This window comes from Bacteroidota bacterium, from assembly GCA_016722375.1.
In the GTDB taxonomy this organism is placed as follows: domain Bacteria; phylum Bacteroidota; class Bacteroidia; order Chitinophagales; family LD1; genus Bog-950.
Genome location: JADKJG010000001.1, coordinates 222,592 through 245,409 on the forward strand (window position 1 = coordinate 222,592; position 22,818 = coordinate 245,409).

Consider the following 22,818-nt stretch of genomic DNA (forward strand, 5'->3'; position numbering starts at 1 on the left):
CTACTGATATTTGAATTCCCCGTACTGGCTTTTTATTACTACTTCATTTTTATCGGAGGCCTCCACGTGGCCAATTACCTGAGCGGCAATGCCAAACGATTGAGCCACATCAATGATTAAGGAGGCGTATTTTTCGTCGGTGTATATCTCAAGCCGAGTACCACAGTTCATCACCTTGAACATTTCTTTCCAATCTGTTCCCGATTCTCTTTGAATCAATTGAAACAAAGGAGGAACGGGGAGCAAATGATTCTTCACCATCCGTAGATTTTCAACGTAGTGTAGCACCTTGGTATGCGCGCCGCCTGTACAGTTGACAAGCCCACTCACCTTTCCGGGAATTTCTTCCAGTATCTTTTTTATCACCGGAAGATAAGTGCGGGTAGGAGAAAGTAAGGCCTTGCCGATATTAAGGGGTGTGCCGTCTAAATCGTCCGTTAGTTTCTTGCTGCCACTGTAAACAACCGAATCATCAATCGCTGCATCAAAAGATTCAGGATACTTGGTCGCATATTGTTTAGCCAACAAATCATGTCGGGCAGAAGTCAGGCCGTTGCTACTGATGCCGCTGTTATATTCCTCCTCGTAGGTGGCATGACCATAAGATGCCAAACCAACAATCACATTGCCCGGTTGAATATTTTGAGTGAGAATGAGTTTATCTTTCTTCATCCTGACCACCATCGAGGCATCTACCGTCGTAGTACGAACGCAATCGCCCAGGTCAGCAGTTTCTCCGCCCATGAGTTGAATATTCACACCGTGGTCTTTCATCCGCTCAATAAACTCGTTGCCGCCTTTAATAATCTCGGCAATCACTTCACCGGTAATCAGATTTTTGTTGCGGTTGATTATAGAGGTATAAACAAAGTTATCAGTCGCACCCACACAAAGCAGGTCATCCAGATTCATGACCATCGCATCTTGCGCAATACCGCGCCAGACCGAAATGTCGCCTGTTTCTTTCCAGTATAAGTAGGCCAGAATAGATTTGGTGCCAGAACCATCACTGCTCATGACGTTGCAGAAGCTGTCATCCCCTCCGAGATAATCGGGATAGATTTTACAAAAGGCCTTTGGATATAAACCATGATAAAGGTCTTTCACCGCAGCGTGAACCTCCTCTTTCCCAGCCGAAACGCCTCGCTTTTCGTACTTCTCCATCTTCTCTTTAAATCTAAATCACTTTATATCCCACCGCGTCTGCCACCTTCTTCAAACTGGCATGCAGGTTTCTAAACTGCTCGAAATTCAATTGCTGCTCGGCATCGCTCATCGCAACCTTCGGATTCGGGTGTGTTTCAATTAGTAATCCATCTACACCCATCGCGACACAAGCTCGCGCCAAATCCGGAACTCCATAAGCATAGCCAATCGCATGACTGGGATCGAGGATAACCGGAAGATTTGTGTTCTCCTTTAACCACGCCACGCCACAAAGATCCAACGTGAATCGAGTCTTTGTTTCAAATGTGCGAATACCCCGTTCACAAAGAATCACATGAGGATTGCCGCCGCTCAAAACAAACTCTGCAGCTTGAACAAACTCTTGAAGCGTCGTCCCAAAACCTCGCTTAATCAATATGGGCTTTTTGCTTTGTCCGCATTTGCGAAGGATGCCGTGGTCATACATACTCTTGGCACCAACCTGAATGATGTCGGCATATTCAATCACTTCATCCACATGAGTACTGTCGCGCACTTCGGTGATGATTTTCAATCCGTATTTGCTACGCATCTTATCCAGCAACTTCAGTCCCTGCAAACCAAGCCCCTGAAAGGTATAGGGAGAAGTGCGCGGCTTGTATGCACCGGCGCGAAGAACCTTCACGCCCAATTCTACGCAGAGTTTAGCCGCTTGCTCAATTTGCTCTTCTGATTCTACACTACAGGGACCGGTGATGACCAAAGTGTTATTAGTGTTGCCACCAATACTTACCTCACCAATCTTTATCTCCCGCTTTGCAGGTATATACTTTTTACTGGCCAATTGAATATCACTCTCGGTAACAAACACTTCATCTGCCGCGTCTCTTAGCTCCTCATCGGCTGCCTTGATCTTGGAAGAGGTAACCAAAACAAACCTTCCATTCTCGAAAAGTGTGCTCTGATACTTCAAAGCCAATCTCTCGGCCTCTGCTTTGTTTATTTCCTTTTTTAGATGGATAATCATCAAACTCTAATTAAATTATTCAGTAAAACCGTGCCCTTTAGTTGGCCATTTTCATTCACGACGGGCAAAAATAGTACAATAAAATTCAGGTCATTCAAGAGGCGAACAATACCCGACACGGTTGTATCTTCTCTAATAGCAATCGGATTTCGATTGATCACCTCTTTCAAATTGACCGCGTTAAAATCTGAGGTACTGCTTAATAGTCCTCGTCGAATATCTGCATTGCTGACCACCCCCGAAAGCTTTCCGTCATTATTAACTATGAGTGCGAAGCCCAGTTTATAATCCTCGATAGCTTGCAAGATTGTTTTGAAATCTAGATGCTCTTCATAAAGAACCGGCAAATACTTTGTCCCGGTCATGAACTCCTGCACTTGGAAATTGCGATGACTCTCTTTAGGGGGCTGATGAAAACTCAACATGCCCGAAGTCAGCGATTCATGATTGACCAGATAGCTGCCCGAAACCACCGCATTCACCCCCAACATCCGCAGGATATAGGCAATCTGATCGTTGACACCGCCATCGGCATGTATCTTTTTCTTCGGAAAGCGGTGTTGGAAAGAAATGATCCTTTGAAAACTTTCCCGATTGAACTCTCCCCCACTCTTTCCGGGAGTGGTGCTCATCATCACCACAAAATCATACGATGCTTCTACTTGCTCAAAAACATCTATAGGTGTAGAAGAAACGATTGAAAGCCCAAATTTCGTGTTCAGTCCTTTAGGAAGAACAGGAAATTCTTTCAGGTTCTCATACTGAAAGCTGACGAATTCAATCTCCAGGTTTTCAATGTGCGAAAAATATTTTTCCGGTTCCGAAGAAATAATGTGGAGGTCAATAGGGGTTTTGCTAACCTGCCGAATCCGCCGGATGTCGTCAAAAGCTTTGTCATCATCAGCACAATCCACATGAAGCATATCAATAGCATCGGCATCCAGGTCTTTGACCAATTGCTCTAAACCCTTTTCTTTTCTGTAAGAATATATAGATGCTGAAATCTTCATGTCGTTAAAACAAATAACCGACTATTCGATATCGTATTGCAAACGCAACAAGTTGTTGTAGATGCCCTGTTCCATTTTTGAAAGTTCATCGTGTGATCCTTGTTCTACAATTCTACCTTTCTTAATCACCAAGATTATATCTGCTTCGCGAATGGTAGAAAGGCGATGAGCAATGATAAAGGTGGTGCGATTTTTCATTAGTTCATCTAAAGCCTGTTTCACCAGCTTTTCACTCTCCGAATCTAAAGCCGAAGTGGCTTCATCCAAAACCAGAATCTTAGGATCGCGGAGAATAGCCCGCGCAATAGCAATCCGTTGTTTTTGTCCTCCTGAAATCTTTATACCCCTCTCTCCTACTAAGGTATCCAAGCCTTCGGGAAATGAATTGATAAACTCCAGAGCGTAGGCCTTCTGAGCGGCTTGAGTGATTTCTTCTTCCGAAGCACCGGTCTTTCCGTAAGCAATATTTTCGCGAATGGTTCCTCCAAAGAGCATCGTGTCTTGTGGCACCGTTCCAAAGTTCTTACGAAGCGCTGTTATGTTATAATCACGGATACTCTTCCCGTCAATCAAAATATCGCCGCCTCCAAAAGGATAAAGCCCTGAAAGCAGTTTGACTATCGTTGATTTACCCGAACCACTTGGGCCAACCAGCGCTACCTTCTTCCCGGCATCCACCTTAAAAGATAAATCATGAAACACGGGCATGTCCTGACGGGAGGGATAGGCAAAGGAAACGTCCCTGAATTCTACCACCCCGCGAACCGGTGTAGAGATGAACTCATCTGCTGTCCGGGTTTCACTGACTTCCTCAAGGATTTCATTGATGCGCTCCGAAGCACCCACCGTCTTTTGAAGTACCGTGTAACTTTCACTCAAACCAGCCAGAGAACTGCCGATGAAGATTGTGAGCAGGAAAAACTGAATCAAATCACCCATGGATATCCCCCCCTTCGCCACTTCATTCAATCCGGCGTACACAATCAGCACAATGGTTCCGAACATGGCAAAGATGATGAACGAAACAAAAGCCGCCCGATACTTCGCTGCGAACATTCCAATATCAGCTACACTCTGGGCAATGCGTGAATATCGGCGAGTTTCATAACCTTCATTCGTAAAGGCTTTCACCACATCTACCGCCTGAAATGTTTCTTCAACTATTGTATTCGACTCTGCTAATTCATCTTGTGCCTTGCGCGAAATGGTGCGGATGTATCTTCCAAACAAAACTGCAGAGACCACCAACACCGGCAACAAGGCAAGAATGATAAACGTCAACTTGACTGAGACGGCCAACACAAAAGGAATACAAACGATGGGCAACACTAATTGCCGGACAAAAAATGCCAACTGGTTGGTCAATGCCTCTTGCAGCTGCGTCACATCTGAAGAAATCCTTGACGTGAGGTTACCCACCCGGTTGTCCTCAAAAAAGCGAATAGGCAGCGTAATAATCTTTTCATACAGCGTCCGTCGGATGTCTGCCATTGCATGTTGGCTAACATATTCAAACAGATAAATTCTGAAAAAAGAAAGGATTGCCTGGATCAAAAGCACTGCTCCCAAAAGCAAGCCTATCTCTTTCAGCTTCTCGGGACTGATTTCGGAGGAATAGGCATTCACTAAAGCATTGATCTGCTGCAATTTATTTTCGGCAGCCATATTGGAACTCAAAACGGCCTTCAGCTTCACCACCATTTCTTTGGCCGGAGAAGCCGCATCCACCAGCTTGCCAAAACCACCGGGTATAAAACTAACTACACCGGTAGCCACTACCAAGCAGATCATCCCTACAATAAAGCGCCATTTATAGGGCAGGATAAACCGATAAATCTTTAGTGCGCTAACCATTTCCTTCCCGGAAATGATTTTCTTCTTTTTCTTCTCTTCACTTAATGCAGCCATGCAGAATAATTGCAGTGCAAAAGTATTTTTATTGAGGACTAAGAAGGGAGGGACTTAAAACAACATCCTGTATTGAGGCAGAATAAACAGCCCTTGCTGGTATTCGTTGTTTAGGGTATTTGTGCGTGGGTTATACACCTTGCGGAAAATATTCTTGATATTAAATATGTTCTGGAAATCGGTAGAGAATTCATGCGTCATCTTTTTAAAGCTAAATCGGTAGCTCAGTTTCATATCCATGCGGAAATAGTCCTTATACTTCTGCGAAAATGCCTGCTTATCAAGCAACACCTCGGCGCGGGCTGCTTCACTGGCCAGGAGGTCAATCGGAGTATAATAACGACCGCCGGCAGTGGTGATCTTAGCATCGGCGGCAAAGGTATGGCGCTTCACTTTGTTCTTTTTTCCTCCAAACAAAATCTGGTAACCGCCCAAAGCATTCACTACATACTTTCCGTTGAAGGCCGTGTTCCGCCAAATATTATCGCTCGCTTTATAATGCGATTGGAAGATGGAACTGGTCACTAAGAAGTAATATCCCTTGCTGAAAAACTTCTCTGCCGTAATTTCCAAGCCATAGTTTCTACCCTTCCCCTTATTCACCAGATAGGTATTATCGGGTGTTCCAAAATCGGCACCGGCATTCAACATGCTGAACGAACTGCGGAACTGCTCAATCGGCACTTTGTCAATATATTGAAAATAGGCCTCGGCCTTGATGTGGAAATCCTTTAGAAAGAACCAGTCATAACCCAACACCAAATGCTGACTGCGCGAAAAGCCCATGTTGAGGTTGGTTGGCTTGCCGTCCATAGCGACCAGATCGTAGTTATAGTAAGTAGGCAGGGGCTGCACTTGGTGATGCAAGCCATAACCCAAGCTGACCGACTGCTTCTCGGTGAATTGGTATTTCAAACTGACGCGCGGCTCGGCTGCAAAGCTTTTGCTGATGCTGAAGAACTGAAAGTGCAGCCCGCTATTGAGCGACAACTGTTCGCTGAACTTATGCTTCCACATACTGTACAGTTGCGCCAGCGCACCATAACCGGTGCCGTATTTGCGCGGATAGAAACCTGTTTGAATCAGCACGCTATCAATAAATTTAACGTCATAAACATCTACCATCACGCCGGAAGTAACCGTATTGCGCGAATCTATTTTGTAGTTATACATCAAGTGGGCGCTATACTTATTCTGCCGCATCAATACCTTTTGATTGCGCACAATCTCTTCGCGATTATCCGGATTGATAGAATCAATATTCACCACTGCGGCTTATGGTGCGAAGCCCCCAACATCAACTTGTAGTAAGATTTTTTGTTGATGAAGTAGGTGTGCGAAAAACCAACGATACCGGTGCGCACTTTATTATAAAGGTCTATGTTTTCATTTCCATAAAGATTGCGCTGGGGTTTGCTAAGATCCACCGATGAACCGAGCAATTCAATCTGGCTCAAACCACCCAAGCCCCAAAAACGGAAGACACCGGCCTTCTTGGTCGGCACATCTATCTTGAAGTTCAAATCCTGATATTGAGGCACCGCCGTTCCGGTTCCGAAATTTGCTTTCAGCAATTTGAACAGCGCCAGCGTGGAGTAGCGATAGTTAATCAGAAAAGTTGCCTGACTTTTCTTCTTCGCAAAAGGCCCTTCGGCTCCGGCTTCAATCCCGTTGAAACCCAACTGCGCCATGAACTCATACTTATCCTTATTGCCTGAGCGCAAAGCCAGATCAAACACGCCGGAAAGCGCATTGCCATATTCGGAAGGGAAAGCCGAGGTGATGAAATCGCCGCGCTGGAGCGTGTTGTTGTTCAACATGCTCACCGGTCCACCGGTGCTGCCGAAACCGGCAAAGTGGTTGGGGCTGGGAATATCAATCCCCTCCAAACGCCACAACATACCCATCGGCGAATTGCCCCGGATGATGATGTCGTTTCGCGCATCATTCGCACCGCTCACACCCGCAAAGTTCGACGCCATGCGCGAAGGGTCGTTCCGGTTGCCGCTGAAGCGGCTTGTCAATTCCACATCAAATGAACGAGCGCTCACCACCGCGAATTCATTATGCACCTGTCCGTTTTCTTTTTTTGCCGAAACCACCACCTCCGACATCTCGTTCACCTTCTCCTCCATCTCCAAATTCAGGTTCACTTCCTTACCGGCAATAATCAACAGGTTTTGTACCGTCACGTCTTTATAGCCCATGTAGGAAACCTTCAGCGCCAATCTGCCCAGGGGAACTCGAAGATTGAAGTAGCCGTTTATGTCGGTCACCGTACCGTTCACGGCACCGGTATCTATCACCACCACCTTCGCTCCTATCATTGGATATTTGGAATCCTTATCCAACACGTGCCCGCGAATCATCTTCCAGTTATCGGCAGCATGAAGCCCCTGCAAAAAAATAAAGCAGAGCGCCGTGAAAATGATTTTATAAAGTGTAGAAGATTTCAAATGCAACACCTGTAGTTTTCGCGCCGCAAACAAAATGAAATTCAGTTAATTAGCAATGACCTATACGCTTTTGACAAGGGGTCATGACCCCTTGTTACACTCTACCCTCTACTCTCTCTATATAACAAGGAGTCGTGACCTCTTGTCGTTCTCTGCTTTCTATTACAATCCCACTTCTGCTCATCCTTTTATTAAAAAAGCCTTCCCGCATTTCGCGAGAAGGCTTTTGTCGAAACCTTCCAAGTCTTTGAGACTTGGAAGGTTTGCTCACCTCCTGATGTACACCCTCGCCATACCGGTCACGAGGCCGGGGTTGTTGAGGATAAGGAAATTGCGGCCCGGTGCCCAGCCCAGATCGGCGGCGTGTTCTTCGCGGGCTATGTGTTGTGTGAAATCGAGCATGATAGGGCCTACGCCATCGTTGGTGGCAGAGAAACCCGCCTGAAACGGCACATTGTCGGGGCTCATATTTTGAATCGTGATGACCGTATCGGCTTTCATTTCTTCCAGAACGTAAGAGAATAAAGTAACCACCGTTAAACCAGACTCCAGTACCGGAAATACTTCAAAATCATCTTCATCGAGCGTGCGCAACAATTCCATATCCCAAAATTCCAGAACGGTCAATGGAGTGGTCCGGTATTTGTTCATGAGTATTCCCAGATGTCCGTACATCTCAATGGCACAGAGCACCCGCTGGGCTTCGAGGGCATTTGAATAGCCCGTAATAGATGCATCGCCTCCTTGTTGCAATAACCGGGCACCATCTATCACGTTATAAAAAGATTGAACGGTATTACCTAAAGCGATTAAAGTAGGATCACCGACATAAGTTGCCAGCTTTTCATACAAAGTTTTTACCGCAATGATTCGCGTTTCATAAGTTCCTTTTTGGAAAGGCATTCGGCGGTCGGGAAAAATATTTTTTTCCTGTTCGCTGCCTTTGGGATAGGTAGCAAAGACCGGCCCCTCCCATATATTCAGGTTCACATTGAGCAGACTGAACAGATTGGTGATACTCAGCGTCTGGCTTTCGTGGCTGCCCTCAGATCCTTGCCAATTTGAATAGAGTTGGACGAACGCCAGATGTATCGGTTCATAGGCGGCTCTCAATGCCTCAATATCAGGATCGCTGGGGGCCAACTGCACTAAGCGGCCATAGTGATCGTTGTCAAGGCTCAACATTTTTTTAAAGTTTCCCTTGGTTTGATTATTAAACTGGTTTTGCAGATAGTGCCAAGGATATTTATTTGATACGCCCATAATGGATTGATTTATTGGTGATTAAATATTCTTTACTATACTGTTTCCAAGCCTGTGCTTTCTTTTCCTGTTTCGAAATTTAATAAGCAGCTTCCGATTTGTCCGTCCCCATCACCTCCTGCGCCAAGCAGGAACTAATCTGACCGTTCATATTACTTCTTGCGTCAAGCATCAAGCCATCTGACCGTTCATATTAGCTCATGTGCCAAGCATAAAATAATCCGACCATCCATATTGCTTCATGCGCTAAGCACGGAACGATTTGACCGTCCACATCGCTTCATGCGTGGAGCATAGAACGGCTTGCTCGTCTAAGTTTGATGATGCTGATTTCCGCTTAATCATTTTCCAAAGAACTTTGATAGTGCGAAAATATAGAGCAGGTGGGAGAAAGAGAAGAACTAAAGTTCGGATTTTGGTTCCAAATCTGGCTCTGGCTTCACTTTAATTTCGTGTAGCCAGGGAGCCATCTCGCAGAGGCGTTTACATTCACGGGCATTGAACAGCGGCTGCCCCCGGAAGCATCCCTCTTTGTCAAAACCCATGTGCAGTGCTTCATAACTCAACATAGGGGTGGTCTTAATGCCTAATTTGTTTCGAACCGCAAGCCGGAGCTTTTTACCGGCCTTTGGTTTCTTGCTGATAAAATCGCCGACCATTTCGTCGGGCATAGCGAATATAGACATCGCGATGATTTTGGCATCTTCTTCATATATCACCACTTGCGGTGTTACCACAAAAAAAATCTGCTCCATGTGTCAAACTTTGCGTTGCATAAAATTAAAATAGATTTATGAAATGGCAAAATTGAGGGAGGGCGAATGCTGAGTTTGGAATGCTGAGTGCTGAATGGAATACAGAGGGGGGCTATTTCATTCAGCACTCAGCACTCCCAATTCAGAATTACCAATATCTTTACAGACAAGACATCACGATATGAAAAGAGCGCTACTTCTATTTCTCCTGTTAAGTTTATTTTGCTTTGGCTATTCGCAATCATCTTGCTTTTCTATAGATATAGGAAGTGATACTACGTTGCCTTGTGGAAGCAATTGTGTCTCACTTTCAGTGTCAGGGGCTATTCCGCGCGCTACAGATTCATACTCGGTAAGTCAAATCGCCTATCAACCATTTCCTTATGACACAGGCACAGAAGTTTTGATCAATATTGACGACTGGTGGTCTTCCACCATTCCGATTTCTTTTCCTTTCTGCTTTTTTGATAAAACCTATACTCATCTTCTAGTAAGTTCAAATGGGGCTATCTCTTTTGACACTTCGTATGCCAACCAGTATGCAACCTACGTGATAAATGACTCAGTTCCTTCATCAGGTATCCCAGAAGGCTACCGAAATTCTGTCATGGGGCCTTTTCAGGATATAGATCCGCACTATCAGGGTCATTATTACCACAACGTTATTGGCACCGCGCCTTGTAGGAAGTTTGTGTTTTCATGTTTCGATATCCCCTATTTCGGAGATCCGAATAGCGGGACCAATGGATTTTGTTCCAGCGCTATGTTTGCAACGAATCAAATCGTGTTGCATGAGGGAACTAATATCATTGATATAAACATTGCAAATAAGGACACTTGTCCAAATTGGAATGGAGGGGTCGCAATAGAAGGCATAATCGGGCAGAATGGTACAAAAGGATACGCTGTTCCGGGCAGGAACTATCCGTCTTCCTGGACCGCCCAAAATGATGCGTGGCGCTTTGCCCCGGCAGGTAATTATTCAGGCACCATATCGTGGTATCAGAACGATGTTATTATGAGTGGCAGCGGTCCTTTTACGCTGTGTTCACTACCTCCACAAACAAAATTTTCCGTTCAGGGTACTTTTCTTACTTGTACGGGCGATCAGATTGTTTTAGAAGATTCTTTCAAGGTTACATTGTCTGGAACGCTAACCATCGGGCCCGATAGTTTAAAGCATGTGTCCTGTTATGGGGGAAGCAACGGAGGAGTAAAAATGAAATTGGAAGGTGGCATCCCACCGGTTGCGTATGGATGGAATACCGGAGATACTTCACTACAGCTTCAAAACCTTATGTCGGGCATTTACATTTTTACGGCCACCGACGGAAGTGCTTGTGTACTGAGCAAGACAGTAGTGATTGAAGAACCGGATTCTATGAGGGTCTATATGTCTAAAACAAACACTTTGCCTGGGCTGTCAACCGGAAGCATTTCGGTGGATAGTATTCATGGGGGCACTCCACCCTATAATATCAGCATTAATTATTGTTTTCAATGTCCGAATCCTTTTGAGGATTTGCCTTCGGGAACTTATACCATTGTAATAGCTGATAGTATTGGATGCATAAAATCAACCACAATAACCCTTTCCGAAATATCAGGGATTGAAGATTTGGACGATGAAGCTATCAGCATCTACCCCAATCCATCTTCCATGAATAATATCAAATTATCAATTACCAATGAGCTTGTTGGAAGTTTGATGGAAGTGTATGATGTGAATGGAATGCAGGTGTTTCAAACAACAATCAACCAACAACAAACAACGATCTCTCCGGCCTTATCTGCCGGAGTGTATTTCATCCGTATTCATTCCGAAAGAGCGAGCGTGGTGAAGCGGTGGGTGAGGCTTTGAAAGTGCTGAATGGAATACAAGTACAGTTTCACGCAGAGGCCGCAAAGAAGATACCACGCAGAGGACTCAAAAGGAATATGGCTAACCTCTTTGCGCGCTTTGCGATGGCCTTCGCGCTCTTTGCGTGAAACGGTATTCAGCATTAGCAATACAGCATTCTACATATCTTTAAGTAAAAGACATTACGATACAAAGAAGGCTGGTATATACACAGAAGATAAAGACCACTATTTTCGCCCCGATGAAAGCAACCGTGATAACTATTGGCGATGAAATCCTCATCGGTCAGATTGTAGATACCAACAGCGCCTGGATTGGGCAACGATTTAATGAACTGGGAGTGAAGATCCATGAAATCATATCCTGCGGCGATAACAAGGAACAAATTATAGATGCGCTGAACCGCGCCAGGCGCTCTTCACAACTCGTTCTAATGACCGGCGGTCTGGGCCCCACGCGCGATGATATTACCAAGGACACTTTGGTGGAATACTTCGATACAGAACTGGTGTTGGATAATGATTTGTGGGAGCAGATAAAAGAAATCTTCGCGAAGCGAGGTAAACAGGTTTTGGAACTGAACCGTTCGCAGGCCATGATTCCCAAAAACTGCACCATGCTCCCCAACCAGAAAGGAACGGCACCGGGCATGTGGTTTGAACAGGATGGTGTGATTTTCTTGTCTGTACCCGGCGTGCCTCACGAGATGAAGCACGTCATGGAAAACCAGGTGTTTCCACGATTGAAGGAACGATTTTCGTTTCCCAGCATTGCCCATGCTTCTATTATGACCGCCGGTGCCGGCGAATCCATTCTGGCAGATATGCTGACAGAGTTTGAGGATCAACTTCCAACGCATATCAAACTCGCCTATCTTCCCAATCTGGGCGTTGTGCGACTTCGTTTATCTGCCTTTGGAGGAACAATTGATTTGAAGCAAGAAGTGCAGGAGCAGAAAGAAAAGATGAAGGCCGCCTTGGGCAGTCTGGTCTATTGCGATGGGGAAGAATCATTAGAAGTTACGATGGGCAAGATGCTGTTAAACGAAAAAGCTACCGTTTCCTGTGCCGAAAGTTGCACCGGTGGCTATGTGTCGCATCTGTTTACCTCTGTGCCCGGCAGTTCCAAATATTTTGAAGGCGGCGTGGTCTCCTACTCTTATGAGGTGAAAGAAAAACTGTTGGGGGTGAAAAACGCTACGCTGAATTCGGTGGGTGCTGTCAGCGAAGAGTGTGTGCGCGAAATGCTGACCGGAATATTAAAGGCCACCGGCACCACTTATGGTATTTCTATCAGCGGCATCGCCGGGCCGGATGGCGGAACCGCCGACAAACCCGTAGGTACAGTTTGGATAGCCGTTGGAAATAAAGATAGAATGGTGGCCAAGATGTTCCACTATTTCCCCGCCCGCGCGGAAAACATCCGTATGTTTAGCTACGCAGCACTCAATATGTTGCGCTTGTTTATGATGGAGAAGTTGAAATGATTTTAGTATTTTAGAGTCGTAAAACTTAAGCCATGCTGAAAAAAGAATACAAAAACCTGAGCATAGAAGAAAAGCTAACCTTAGTAGAAGAATTATGGGAAGACATCACGGACAACTTGCCTTCAGGGTTGACTGATGAACAAAAACAGATGTTAGATGAGCGGGAAAAACAATTGATGGATAAATCAGTGAAACTGCTGACATGGGAGGAAGTGAAAAGAAAGTTAAAACATAAAAGACAGGCATGAAAAGGATCTTGCTTTTGCCTGAAGCCTACCTTGATTTAGAAGAAGCAAAGAACTATTATGACGAGCAAAAAGAAGGATTGGGAACCGAATTTATATTGGCGGTACAGAATAGTCTCCATGAAATTTCTATTCACCCACTTCAATTTCAGGTAATTTATAAAAACGACAGGAAATGTAATCTCCATCGTTTTCCTTATGCCGTGATATATAAAGTTAGAAAAAATGATATCGCTATGAAGGCAGTGGCTCATTTAATGCGACATCCGAGGTCATGAAAGCGTAGAAAAGCATAGTAAGTGTTTGATTTAATTCAATTTTCTCCCCAATCCCTTTATTTTTGCCCCCTCTAAAAAGAAAGAATGGCGCAGTTTGAATTAATCATGCCTAAGATGGGTGAAAGTATCACCGAGGCAACTATTTTGAAATGGCTAAAGAAAGAAGGCGACAGCGTGAAGCTGGATGAGGCCGTTCTGGAAATAGCCACCGATAAGGTGGATTCTGAGGTACCTTCGCCGGTAGCGGGAACAATTTCTAAGTTACTATATAAAGAAGGCGACGTGGTAGCCGTAGGCAAAGCAGTAGCCATGATGGAGACCGAAGCCGTTGGCGTGCAAAGCTCCAACCCTGTTGTTGCATCTTCAAAACCGGAAGCAACATCGGTAAAGTCTGAAGTCCGAAATCCGAAATCCGAGACCTATACCACTCCTGTCAATGTGTCTTCTGACCGTTTCTATTCTCCATTAGTTTTAAATATTGCGCGACAGGAGGGAATTTCGATGTCAGAACTAGAACGCCTACCCGGCACCGGTGCCGAAGGACGGGTGACGAAGAAGGATATACTGACTTTTGTTCAGAATCCTACAGATCAACCTCAAGTCCAAGAAGCAGCGGTTCAGCAAGCATCTGTTGTGGAACAACCTAAGATTGAAAGCACTCCTGTTGTTGCTGCCAAATCCTACAGCGGCAACGTAGAAATCATCGAGATGGATCGCATGCGCAAACTCATCGCCGAAAATATGGTGAGGAGCAAGCAAACTTCGGCTCACGTCACCTCTTTTGTAGAAGCCGATGTGACCAATGTGGTTTTATGGAGAAACAAGATGAAGAAGAAGTTCCACGACATCTACAAAGAGAACCTGACCTTCACTCCTATCTTCATTGAGGCAGTTTGTCGCGCTATCCGCGATCTCCCTATGATTAACTGCTCGATAGACGGAACTAATATTGTTCTAAAAAAAGACATCAATATCGGTATGGCGGCGGCCCTGCCTTCCGGCAATTTGATTGTGCCGGTTATCAAGAATGCCGATATGCTGAATATCACGGGCATCGCGCGTCAGGTGAACGACCTCGCCGCCCGCGCCCGAATCAACAAGTTGAAACCTCATGAAATTGAAGGGGGGACTTACACCCTTACTAATGTGGGCACCTTTGGCAATGTGATGGGCACGCCGGTTATTCTGCAACCACAGGTGGCTATCATGGCAACCGGAGCGATTAAAAAGAAACCGGTGGTGATTGAAACCCCCGAAGGCGATACCATCGGTATTCGCCACATGATGTTTCTATCTCACTCTTACGACCACCGAATCGTGGATGGCGCGCTTGGCGGCACCTTCGTGCGAAGGGTGGCTGATTATTTAGAGAAATGGGATGTGAACCGAGATATCTAGTTGTTCCCTATTGATTTAGGGTAGCCTTACGGCAGTTCTTGATTCAGGAAGCAAGTACCTGAATTCACCAATTGATTCTGAAAGTATATTGGTTGAAGTGATCTGAGCTACGCTCCCATCCTAATTGGCCGGAGCCTGGCCAGTCGGCTCTTGGCTAGGCGGAGTAGATGGCTGACCACTTGGCTGAACAGAACCTTGTCCGGCTGGTGGTGTCGCTGTTGGAGCAAATGGCTGACTCATTTGCATCTGCTCAATCTCAGACTTTGGAAGTTGTTCCTTTTTCAATACCGCTTTCTTATCAATGAAGAAAGTGGTGGATAGACAAAGTACCATAAGAGCAATAGCAAAACCCCATGTTAGTTTTTCTACAACATCGGTAGAACGACGTGCGCCCAGCAATTGCTGACTAACTCCACCGAATGAAGAACTTAAGCCTCCACCTTTGGGGTTCTGAATCAAAACCACGGCAGTTAAAAGGATACAAGCAACAATAATAAGGATGGTGACGAGGATATACATAATCAGAAAATGTTTTTCAAGTAATTAATTCGGGCGGCAAATAAATCACTTTTTTCGGGATATTTTAATATCAGCATCTCATAAGCACGTATAGCCCTAGAATATTTTTTCTGCATTTCATAAACCTTTGCCATGGTTTCGGTCACTATATCCGGGTCTATTTCATTTTCATTTAGCAAAGCGACCCGTTCCGGCTTTTTACGCTTTTGAACCTGCTCTTTGATATACTCCTCCAAACCTTTTGAATAATGCGTTTCTTCTTCCACTAGTTTATGGAGGTAATCAGAAGCCCCCCCTTGTTGAATAATTTGGTCTAATTCTTCCTCTTCGGTTTCCTGAAGGTCTTCTTGTTCCGATTTTATTTCTTCCACAGAAATATCTGTTTCCGAAAATGCTTTTAGCCACTCTTCAAAAGTATGAGGTTCGCCTGTAGCAAATATTTCCTCTTCCACCTGAATTTGAATTTCAGGCGATTCTTCATCCGGACTAATATTATGGGATGTTGCTCAACTGCCTCAGCCGGTATATCATCCGAAACAGCAATTTCTGCTTCGGTAAAAATCTTCTCTTCTACTTCTTCCGTGAAAACCTTTTCTTCCGCTTCTTCTGTATAAATCTCCTCTTCTATTTCTTCTGTGTTAACCCTTTCCTCTGCTTCTTCCGTGCGAGATTCTTCATGGAGCGATACCGCTATATTCCAGTCCGGTTCAGATGGCCAAGTGCTTGTTTCCTGATTAGAAAATATATGGTACAACAATTCTCTATCCTGAGCATATAAAACGGCTAACTGAAGTTGTTCGTCAAATTTCGAGTTCTTTTCATCCTGATATTTCTTGGCAAGCAACAGGTGTGCCTGGTGGAAATAGGGATACTGTTGCACCATGTTTTCCAATTCAACGGTGGAATATTGATGAAGTACCTTAGAGAAATTGTCTGTATGGATATGCGGTAACATACGAGGCGTCCGTTTCCGGCTAAATTAAAATTTTGAACACAAGCTTCGCCGATATTACCACTTCACTAAGGCTTTTTGAAAAATATCGTCCACCAATTGTGTGTTAATCGTAGAGATCAACTGGTCTTCTATCGAACTAATATTTTCGGAAGATGAATATTGCGCAAAACGAGAAAAGTTCTCGGTCCAAGTATCTTTTGCATCCTTAGTATTGACAAACTCTACCTGGACTGAAATAGTCAGCTTATTTAATCCACTGGTCGCTCCGGCTATAGGCGCATCGCTCGAAAACGTATAGCCTACAATAGCTCCCTTGAATTGCAGATCGCCATCTATAGAGGTCAGTTTTAAATTGGCCTCTGTTTGAAATTTATACTTCAACCGATCGGTGAACAATTGAGGCAAAGAAGCCGGGCCGTTATTCGATCTGTTCTGAAACATCTCCACAGAGAAGGTTCGTATATCTGGTGGGATATTGGCTCCGCTAAATGAATACACTTTACAACCTTCCGATAGCGTAATGACTGAAACCACGAAAAGGCCCAAAAGCAAACGATTGCACTTCATGCTTTATTCCAGATCTAGTTTATAGTCCTTGATCTTTCGGTAAAGCGTGCGCTCGGATATTCCTAAATCTGCCGCTGCATCTTTCCTTTTGTTCTTATGTTTTTTCATCGCCCGGATAATTAGTTGTTTCATATTATCATCAATAGATAATGATTCATCTACCGTTTCGGTGTCCGTATATTCTTTTTCATCCGTGTAGATTACCGGTTGTTTCGTTGCTGAAGCGGACAATACGATTGGCTTCTCTCCCACTGTTGCTGAAACAGTAGAGGGGGTTTGACGCATGGTAACTCCGTCCATCTGCTCTTTGGTCACGTTGTAAACAAATTGTTTCAGATCGTTCAAATCCGTTTTCAAATCAAAAATCAGTTTGTATAGTATCTCTCTCTCCGTGAAACTACTTCCGCCGCTATCATAGCGTGTTTCTGCCAATGCCGGTAAGCGACTATCGGTAATATCCGGAACTATCTTTACCAATTCTTTAGCGCTCACATCTTTGTCTGCTGCCAGAATGGATATCTGCTCGGCCACATTCTTCAACTGTCGCACGTTTCCGGGCCAAGGATATTTCAAGATCAATTCCTTGGCATCTTCGGTCAGTTTGATTGTAGGTATCCGGTTCTTTTCAGAAAAGTCAGAAGTGAATTTTCGGAACAACAACAATATGTCTTCATCGCGGCTGCGGAGAGGCGGAATGTAAATAGGAACCGTAGAGAGCCGGTAATATAAATCTTCGCGAAACTTTCCAGCGCGAACGGCCTCCTGCAGGTTGACGTTGGAAGCCGCCACCACACGCACATCCGTCTTTAATACTTTGGAAGAGCCCACCCGAAGATACTCTCCCGATTCCAACACCCGCAGCAAACGAGATTGGGTGCCATGAGGCAGTTCAGCTATTTCATCCAGAAAAATAGTGCCGCCGTTCACGGTTTCAAAATATCCTTTGCGCGCCTCCTGAGCGCCTGTGAAGGAGCCTTTCTCATGACCAAACAATTCTGAATCAATCGTACCTTCGGGAATAGCGCCACAGTTGACGGCAATAAAAGGGTTATGCTTTCGGGCACCCAACTGATGAATGATGTGTGAGAAAATCTCTTTCCCTACGCCGCTTTCGCCGCTGATTAGGACGGTGAGGTCCGTAGCGGCCACCTTTTCTGCAATACTGATGGCATGATTAAGCGCCGATGAATTGCCGATGATACCAAACCTGTTTTTAATGCTTTGTATTTCCATCCTTAAATTTTCAATTAACCACTTGCCCGGTTAAGGTGCCTGATGTGCAGTCATTAACAAATACATTCACATAGCCACCCGGTTTCAGATCTCCTTTCGGAAAAACGATGACCTTGTTCTGAGAGTTCCTACCAAACAAATCTTGATCGCTTCTCGCTGATACTCCTTCTACCAGCACCTCAAAGGTTTTCCCTACGTCCTGCTGATTATGAATCAGCGCCAACTTGCGATGCAGATCTACTATCTCTTGCAAGCGCCGCTTCTTCGTTTCTTCCGGAACGTCGTCTGTATATTTTTTTGCGGCCAAGGTGCCTGGTCTTTCTGAATAGGTAAACATATAGGCCATTGAATAACCAACTTGTTCCATCAAGCGGAGCGTGTCGCGGTGTTCTTCTTCGGTTTCGGAGCAGAAGCCGGCGATGAGGTCGGTAGAGATAGCTGCTTGAGGGACGATGCGCTTCACCGCTTCGATGCGTTGCAAATACCATTCGCGGTCGTAGGTACGATTCATCATTTCCAGTACGCGTGAATTGCCCGATTGAACCGGCAGGTGAATATACTTGCAGATGTTGGGATACTTCGCCATTGTATGCAACACATCATCGGTCATGTCTTTGGGGTGCGAGGTGCTGAAGCGGACGCGCAGGAGCGGCGAAATCTGAGCCACCATTTCCATCAACTTGGCAAAATTGACAACACCTTCCTCATACTTCGCTTCCTGCAATTTCTTGCCTACCAGTTGGGGGTTTTCAGAAAACCGATATGAATCTACGTTCTGGCCTAACAAAGTGATTTCGCGATAACCATTTTGAAATAAATCGCGGGCTTCGGCCAGAATACTCCGGTAGTCGCGGCTGCGCTCTCTGCCTCTGGTAAATGGGACGACGCAGAAGGAACACATATTGTCGCAACCGCGCATAATGCTGACGAAGGCCGTTACGCCATTATTATGGAGCCGCACCGGACTGATTTCGGCATAGGTCTCTTCGCGCGAGAGCAGTACGTTTACCGCCTTTTGACCGGCACCGGCTTCCTGAATCAAGGCGGGCAAAGACCGATAGGCATCTGGCCCGGCCACAATGTCTATTAGTTTTTCTTCTTCTAGAAATTTCTCTTTCAACCTTTCAGCCATGCAGCCCAGCACGCCGATCAGCGCTCCCTTGCGACGTTTCTTCACTCCGCCCAGATGTTGGAGCCGGTAGCGAACCCGCTGCTCGGCGTTGTCGCGAATGGCACAGGTGTTTATCAAAATCAAATCGGCATCGTTAAACTCGGAGGTGGCATCATAGCCCTCTTGATGCAAGATGGCGGCCACTACTTCGCTATCGGCAAAGTTCATCTGGCATCCATAACTTTCGATATAAAACTTCTTCCCGTTTCTGGGTGTGGTAGCCGTGCGATTCAGGCTCAGCGCTTCGCCTTGACGCTCTTCATCCATAGTTTTTGGGTGAAGTGGAAGAATTTCTTCGTTTTGGTATCGGTCTTTGTCCATCATTTTGGGAGGGCAAATGTAAGGAATTGATGGACAAAATAGCTTTTGAGACTGCCTCGGCTTTGGGTGGTGGGAGCGGTCGGACCGCTCCTATTCGCCCGGCTGCCGCCATCATTCTCTTTGTTTATCTGATTAAAAAGGCAATCTTCGCGGCATGGCGCTCTGGGTTATACTTGCAATTATTCTTCTGGGGCTTGTCCTTATCTTTCTCGAAATCTTCTTGATTCCCGGAACCACCCTTTTTGGGATATTGGGCGGTGTGGCGGTCATTGTGGGAGTAATTTTGATTTATACCAATTATGGAAGCAAATGGGGCAATATTTCTGTATTGGTGAGCGTTGTTTTTGTTGCGGCGGCTATATTTGGTGGGTTTAAGTTGATTGAATCGAACAAAATGGCGATGAAAGCAGAAATTACGGGCAAGGTGAATGAACTGAATCAAAACGAGTTTCAGCTTGGCGAAAAAGGAACCACCGTTTCTGAGCTTCGTCCTAATGGAAAAGCAGTCATTAATGGTAATAAAACAGAAGTGTATTCTCTGGGTGACTATATTGCCCGCGGCACTGAAATAGAAATCACTAAAATTACGCACGATAAAATTTTTGTCAAACCTTTAAATACTTAAATCATGGAATTACCGGTATATGTCCTAGCGGGCATCATCATCTTTGCCATTCTTATTTTGTTTTGGCTGTTGCCTATTCCACTGTGGCTCTCGGCCAAATTTGCGAATGTGCATGTCAGTTTGGTGCAGCTTCTTTTTATGCGCTTTCGCCGCGTGCCGCCCTCTCTCATTGTCAATGCGATGGTTACGGCGACCAAAGCTGGCATCCCGATTGAGAGAGATTTGCTTGAAGCACATTTTCTAGCGGGTGGTAATATCAATAAGGTAGTCCGCGCGCTGATCAGTGCCGATAAAGCGAATATTGAGTTGGATTTCAAAGCAGCGACGGCGATTGATTTGGCCGGTCGTGATGTGTTTGAAGCTGTTCAACTTTCTGTTAATCCTAAAGTGATTGAAAGCCCTGCGGTGACTGCGGTAGCAAAAGATGGTATTCAGTTGATTACCAAAGCTCGGGTTACGGTCCGCGCCAATATCAAGCAGTTGGTAGGTGGTGCCGGCGAAGAAACTATTTTAGCGCGGGTCGGTGAAGGAATCGTTACCTCTATCGGTTCAGCTACTTCCCACAAGTCGGTGATGGAAAATCCTGATACGATTTCAAAAGTCGTGTTGGCCAAAGGTCTGGATTCTGGAACGGCCTTTGAAATTCTTTCGATTGACATTATGGATATTGACATCGGCAAAAACATCGGTGCCAGTTTGCAGATGGATCAGGCGAACGCCGACAAAAATATTGCACAGGCAAGAGCCGAAGAACGTCGTGCGATGGCCATAGCCTTGGAGCAGGAAATGAAAGCCAAGGCACAGGAAGCCAGAGCAAAAGTGATTGAAGCTGAAGCTCTAATTCCGATGGCGATGGCCGAAGCTTTCCGCAGTGGAAATCTGGGCATTATGGATTATTATAAGATGCAGAATATTCAGGCCGACACGACGATGAGAGATAATATCGCCAAAGGACCTGGTGATAAGAAATAAATTAGTTAGCCATTAGCAGATGGCAGCAAATGCAATACTGCCATCTGCTAACCGCCAACCGTCAATTAAAAAACTATGGAATTAAAAGAACAATTTCAGTCTGCGCAAGAGCGTGTAAAGTCTCTTACTCAGAAACCAGCTAACGATGAATTGCTAGAGCTTTATGCGCTATACAAGCAAGCCACCGAAGGCGATAACACGGGAGAAGAACCTAATGCTTTTGATTTTAAGGCAAAATTCAAATGGAACACTTGGAACTCCAAAAAAGGACTGAGCAGTGAAGATGCCATGCAGCAGTATGTGGCGCTAGTTGAAACGCTCATCGGTAAATATAGTAATTCTTAAAGGGTTGAGATTATCTCGGAAATAATATATTTGCGCCTCCTAAAAAAGCACCCGTAGCTTAACTGGATAGAGCATCTGACTACGGATCAGAAGGTTAGGGGTTCGACTCCCTTCGGGTGCACATAGACTAACAAGGGTTTCAGCATTTCTACTGAAACCCTTTTTTATTTTTAGCATACAAATCTTGGGATTGGGTTCAATTCTGCGAGGCGGTATTCGACAAGTAACGGATTCGGAAAATTTGGCTTTTAGTCACATTTCTGGAATCGCATATTACTGGAGCAACCTGCTCGCAGCTTAACGCACCGAATCCCCATGATGAAAAAAACCCTCAATTATCGCTTTTCGAAATGCAGTAAATAGGTTCTATCGTTAATCGAGTGATAAGAGGTTTAAGGAGAAAGCGTATTACCTATCTTTACTCATTGATTTATCCTAAATAACGCTATAGTTCTCCGTATAAAAAAACAGATAAAATAACTAACCCCCCCTGTGCTAATGCTTATGACCTAATCTATGCAAACCATTTCTACTGTTTCACTATAATCACCATCGCCCAAAAAATTCGACATACATGCGGAAATAATATCGCTCTTTAGGTTGGAGAAAAGTGAATTTTTCGTTTTTCTTATATCCGGTAATGTTGATCGAATGATTGTCAGAATGAGCAGCCAAATACCATTCACCTCCTTCGCGACTGGTACTGATTTCGATTACATAAACCGTATAATCATTCACTCGTTCCCATTCTAAACGAATCTTTGCTGATCGAAGCGCCTTCACCTTTTTAATCACTACAGAGGCACATAAAGAGGAGGCATTACGAGCCTTACGAGTCGTAAATCCGGCACTCATAATTTTCTCTGCATCGCCATCGCTTTTCTTTTGGATGTCGTAACCCAGAAGCCTGATTAGTTCAATGGCTTCTTTGTTTACCTCATTACGTTTTTTGATAATCAGGTGATCACCGCTTTTGGCACTATCAATCAAGCCCTCCAACTGGTTGGCCTTTGCCATTAGTACGGCAATAGCTGGTGATACCACAGGAAAATGAATATTTCCGGTCAGCATCAAAATGTGCATTCGCAAACGAGCCAGCACCTTTTCAGCCGAGGTCAGTTGACGGAAATTATAGGTAAGGGTCACTAATATGAATATAGGGCTGGAAGCAAACCAAACAGGTTTATAGGGTGGACGTAAATAATAAGTGTTGCAATGATTTTTTCGTCCGCGTTTCAGTTTGAGCGAACGGTTAATATGCTTTTTCATAACGATTA

At 44.9% G+C, this 22,818-nt stretch carries 23 protein-coding genes and 1 tRNA gene; 9 read left to right on the forward strand and 15 right to left on the reverse strand.

The window, feature by feature from the left end; all coding sequences use genetic code 11:
* From IPP77_00970 to IPP77_01005, 8 genes are all read right to left on the reverse strand, one after another.
* Complete coding sequence (locus IPP77_00970; GenBank protein ID MBL0308305.1) at positions 1–1,164, reverse strand: phosphoribosylformylglycinamidine cyclo-ligase; 1,164 nt, start codon at positions 1,162–1,164, stop codon at positions 1–3.
* Between the two features lie 13 nt (positions 1,165–1,177).
* The gene (aroF, locus tag IPP77_00975; protein ID MBL0308306.1) at positions 1,178–2,173 is read right to left on the reverse strand and encodes a 3-deoxy-7-phosphoheptulonate synthase; all 996 of its coding nucleotides are present in this window, start codon (positions 2,171–2,173) and stop codon (positions 1,178–1,180) included.
* Entirely contained in the window at positions 2,173–3,183 is a 1,011-nt protein-coding gene (locus tag IPP77_00980) for a CBS domain-containing protein (GenBank protein ID MBL0308307.1), read from the reverse strand. Before IPP77_00980 ends, aroF begins: the two co-directional genes overlap by 1 nt.
* 21 nt (positions 3,184–3,204) lie before the next feature.
* Positions 3,205–5,091, reverse strand: coding sequence for an ATP-binding cassette domain-containing protein (locus IPP77_00985; protein MBL0308308.1), 1,887 nt, complete (start codon positions 5,089–5,091; stop codon positions 3,205–3,207).
* A gap of 54 nt (positions 5,092–5,145) precedes the next feature.
* On the reverse strand, positions 5,146–6,357 hold the full coding sequence (locus IPP77_00990; GenBank protein ID MBL0308309.1) for a TonB-dependent receptor: 1,212 nt from the start codon (positions 6,355–6,357) through the stop codon (positions 5,146–5,148).
* Positions 6,354–7,556, reverse strand: a complete 1,203-nt coding sequence (locus tag IPP77_00995) for a carboxypeptidase-like regulatory domain-containing protein (GenBank protein ID MBL0308310.1) — start codon at positions 7,554–7,556, stop codon at positions 6,354–6,356. The genes IPP77_00990 and IPP77_00995 overlap by 4 nt, the downstream gene beginning before the upstream one ends.
* Positions 7,557–7,814: 258 nt before the next feature.
* A complete protein-coding gene (locus IPP77_01000; protein MBL0308311.1) occupies positions 7,815–8,810 on the reverse strand; it encodes a hypothetical protein in 996 nt (331 codons plus the stop codon).
* Positions 8,811–9,211: 401 nt separating this feature from the next.
* Entirely contained in the window at positions 9,212–9,565 is a 354-nt protein-coding gene (locus tag IPP77_01005; GenBank protein ID MBL0308312.1) for a hypothetical protein, read from the reverse strand.
* A 181-nt stretch (positions 9,566–9,746) separates the two neighbouring features.
* Here IPP77_01005 and IPP77_01010 point away from each other — a divergent pair, with 181 nt between their 5' ends.
* The 5 genes from IPP77_01010 (at position 9,747) to IPP77_01030 (ending at position 14,833) form a co-directional block, all read left to right on the forward strand.
* Positions 9,747–11,426, forward strand: a complete 1,680-nt coding sequence (locus IPP77_01010) for a T9SS type A sorting domain-containing protein (GenBank protein ID MBL0308313.1) — start codon at positions 9,747–9,749, stop codon at positions 11,424–11,426.
* A 241-nt stretch (positions 11,427–11,667) separates the two neighbouring features.
* Positions 11,668–12,912: a competence/damage-inducible protein A gene (locus IPP77_01015; protein MBL0308314.1), complete on the forward strand. Its 1,245-nt coding sequence runs from the start codon at positions 11,668–11,670 to the stop codon at positions 12,910–12,912.
* Positions 12,913–12,947: 35 nt separating this feature from the next.
* On the forward strand, positions 12,948–13,160 hold the full coding sequence (locus IPP77_01020; protein MBL0308315.1) for an addiction module protein: 213 nt from the start codon (positions 12,948–12,950) through the stop codon (positions 13,158–13,160).
* Complete coding sequence (locus IPP77_01025) at positions 13,157–13,435, forward strand: type II toxin-antitoxin system RelE/ParE family toxin (protein MBL0308316.1); 279 nt, start codon at positions 13,157–13,159, stop codon at positions 13,433–13,435. Before IPP77_01020 ends, IPP77_01025 begins: the two co-directional genes overlap by 4 nt.
* Positions 13,436–13,519: 84 nt before the next feature.
* Positions 13,520–14,833 carry a 2-oxo acid dehydrogenase subunit E2 gene (locus IPP77_01030; protein ID MBL0308317.1) on the forward strand — a complete coding sequence of 438 codons (1,314 nt, stop codon included), beginning with the start codon at positions 13,520–13,522 and terminating at the stop codon, positions 14,831–14,833.
* A 120-nt stretch (positions 14,834–14,953) separates the two neighbouring features.
* On the opposite strand, the gene secG is transcribed toward IPP77_01030, so the two are convergent.
* The 6 genes from secG to miaB are packed head-to-tail and all read right to left on the reverse strand — an operon-like array spanning position 14,954 to position 19,545.
* A complete protein-coding gene (secG, locus tag IPP77_01035) occupies positions 14,954–15,352 on the reverse strand; it encodes a preprotein translocase subunit SecG (GenBank protein MBL0308318.1) in 399 nt (132 codons plus the stop codon).
* Positions 15,353–15,354: 2 nt separating this feature from the next.
* A complete protein-coding gene (locus IPP77_01040; GenBank protein ID MBL0308319.1) occupies positions 15,355–15,804 on the reverse strand; it encodes a hypothetical protein in 450 nt (149 codons plus the stop codon).
* Positions 15,750–16,307 (reverse strand): hypothetical protein, encoded by a 558-nt coding sequence (locus tag IPP77_01045; GenBank protein MBL0308320.1) that lies wholly within the window; start codon positions 16,305–16,307, stop codon positions 15,750–15,752. Before IPP77_01045 ends, IPP77_01040 begins: the two co-directional genes overlap by 55 nt.
* A gap of 54 nt (positions 16,308–16,361) precedes the next feature.
* Positions 16,362–16,874: an LptE family protein gene (locus tag IPP77_01050; protein ID MBL0308321.1), complete on the reverse strand. Its 513-nt coding sequence runs from the start codon at positions 16,872–16,874 to the stop codon at positions 16,362–16,364.
* A gap of 3 nt (positions 16,875–16,877) precedes the next feature.
* The gene (locus IPP77_01055; protein ID MBL0308322.1) at positions 16,878–18,107 is read right to left on the reverse strand and encodes a sigma-54-dependent Fis family transcriptional regulator; all 1,230 of its coding nucleotides are present in this window, start codon (positions 18,105–18,107) and stop codon (positions 16,878–16,880) included.
* Positions 18,108–18,117: 10 nt separating this feature from the next.
* Positions 18,118–19,545, reverse strand: a complete 1,428-nt coding sequence (miaB, locus tag IPP77_01060) for a tRNA (N6-isopentenyl adenosine(37)-C2)-methylthiotransferase MiaB (protein MBL0308323.1) — start codon at positions 19,543–19,545, stop codon at positions 18,118–18,120.
* 208 nt (positions 19,546–19,753) lie between these two features.
* Here miaB and IPP77_01065 point away from each other — a divergent pair, with 208 nt between their 5' ends.
* From IPP77_01065 to IPP77_01080, 4 genes are all read left to right on the forward strand, one after another.
* Positions 19,754–20,224 (forward strand): hypothetical protein, encoded by a 471-nt coding sequence (locus IPP77_01065; protein MBL0308324.1) that lies wholly within the window; start codon positions 19,754–19,756, stop codon positions 20,222–20,224.
* 3 nt (positions 20,225–20,227) lie between these two features.
* Positions 20,228–21,196 (forward strand): flotillin-like protein FloA, encoded by a 969-nt coding sequence (gene floA / locus IPP77_01070; GenBank protein MBL0308325.1) that lies wholly within the window; start codon positions 20,228–20,230, stop codon positions 21,194–21,196.
* A 75-nt stretch (positions 21,197–21,271) separates the two neighbouring features.
* Positions 21,272–21,541, forward strand: coding sequence for an acyl-CoA-binding protein (locus IPP77_01075; protein ID MBL0308326.1), 270 nt, complete (start codon positions 21,272–21,274; stop codon positions 21,539–21,541).
* Between the two features lie 47 nt (positions 21,542–21,588).
* Positions 21,589–21,662, forward strand: a tRNA-Arg gene (locus IPP77_01080).
* Between the two features lie 425 nt (positions 21,663–22,087).
* Here the strand turns inward: IPP77_01080 and IPP77_01085 are convergent.
* A complete protein-coding gene (locus tag IPP77_01085; GenBank protein MBL0308327.1) occupies positions 22,088–22,810 on the reverse strand; it encodes a hypothetical protein in 723 nt (240 codons plus the stop codon).
* Positions 22,811–22,818: the final 8 nt, after the last annotated feature.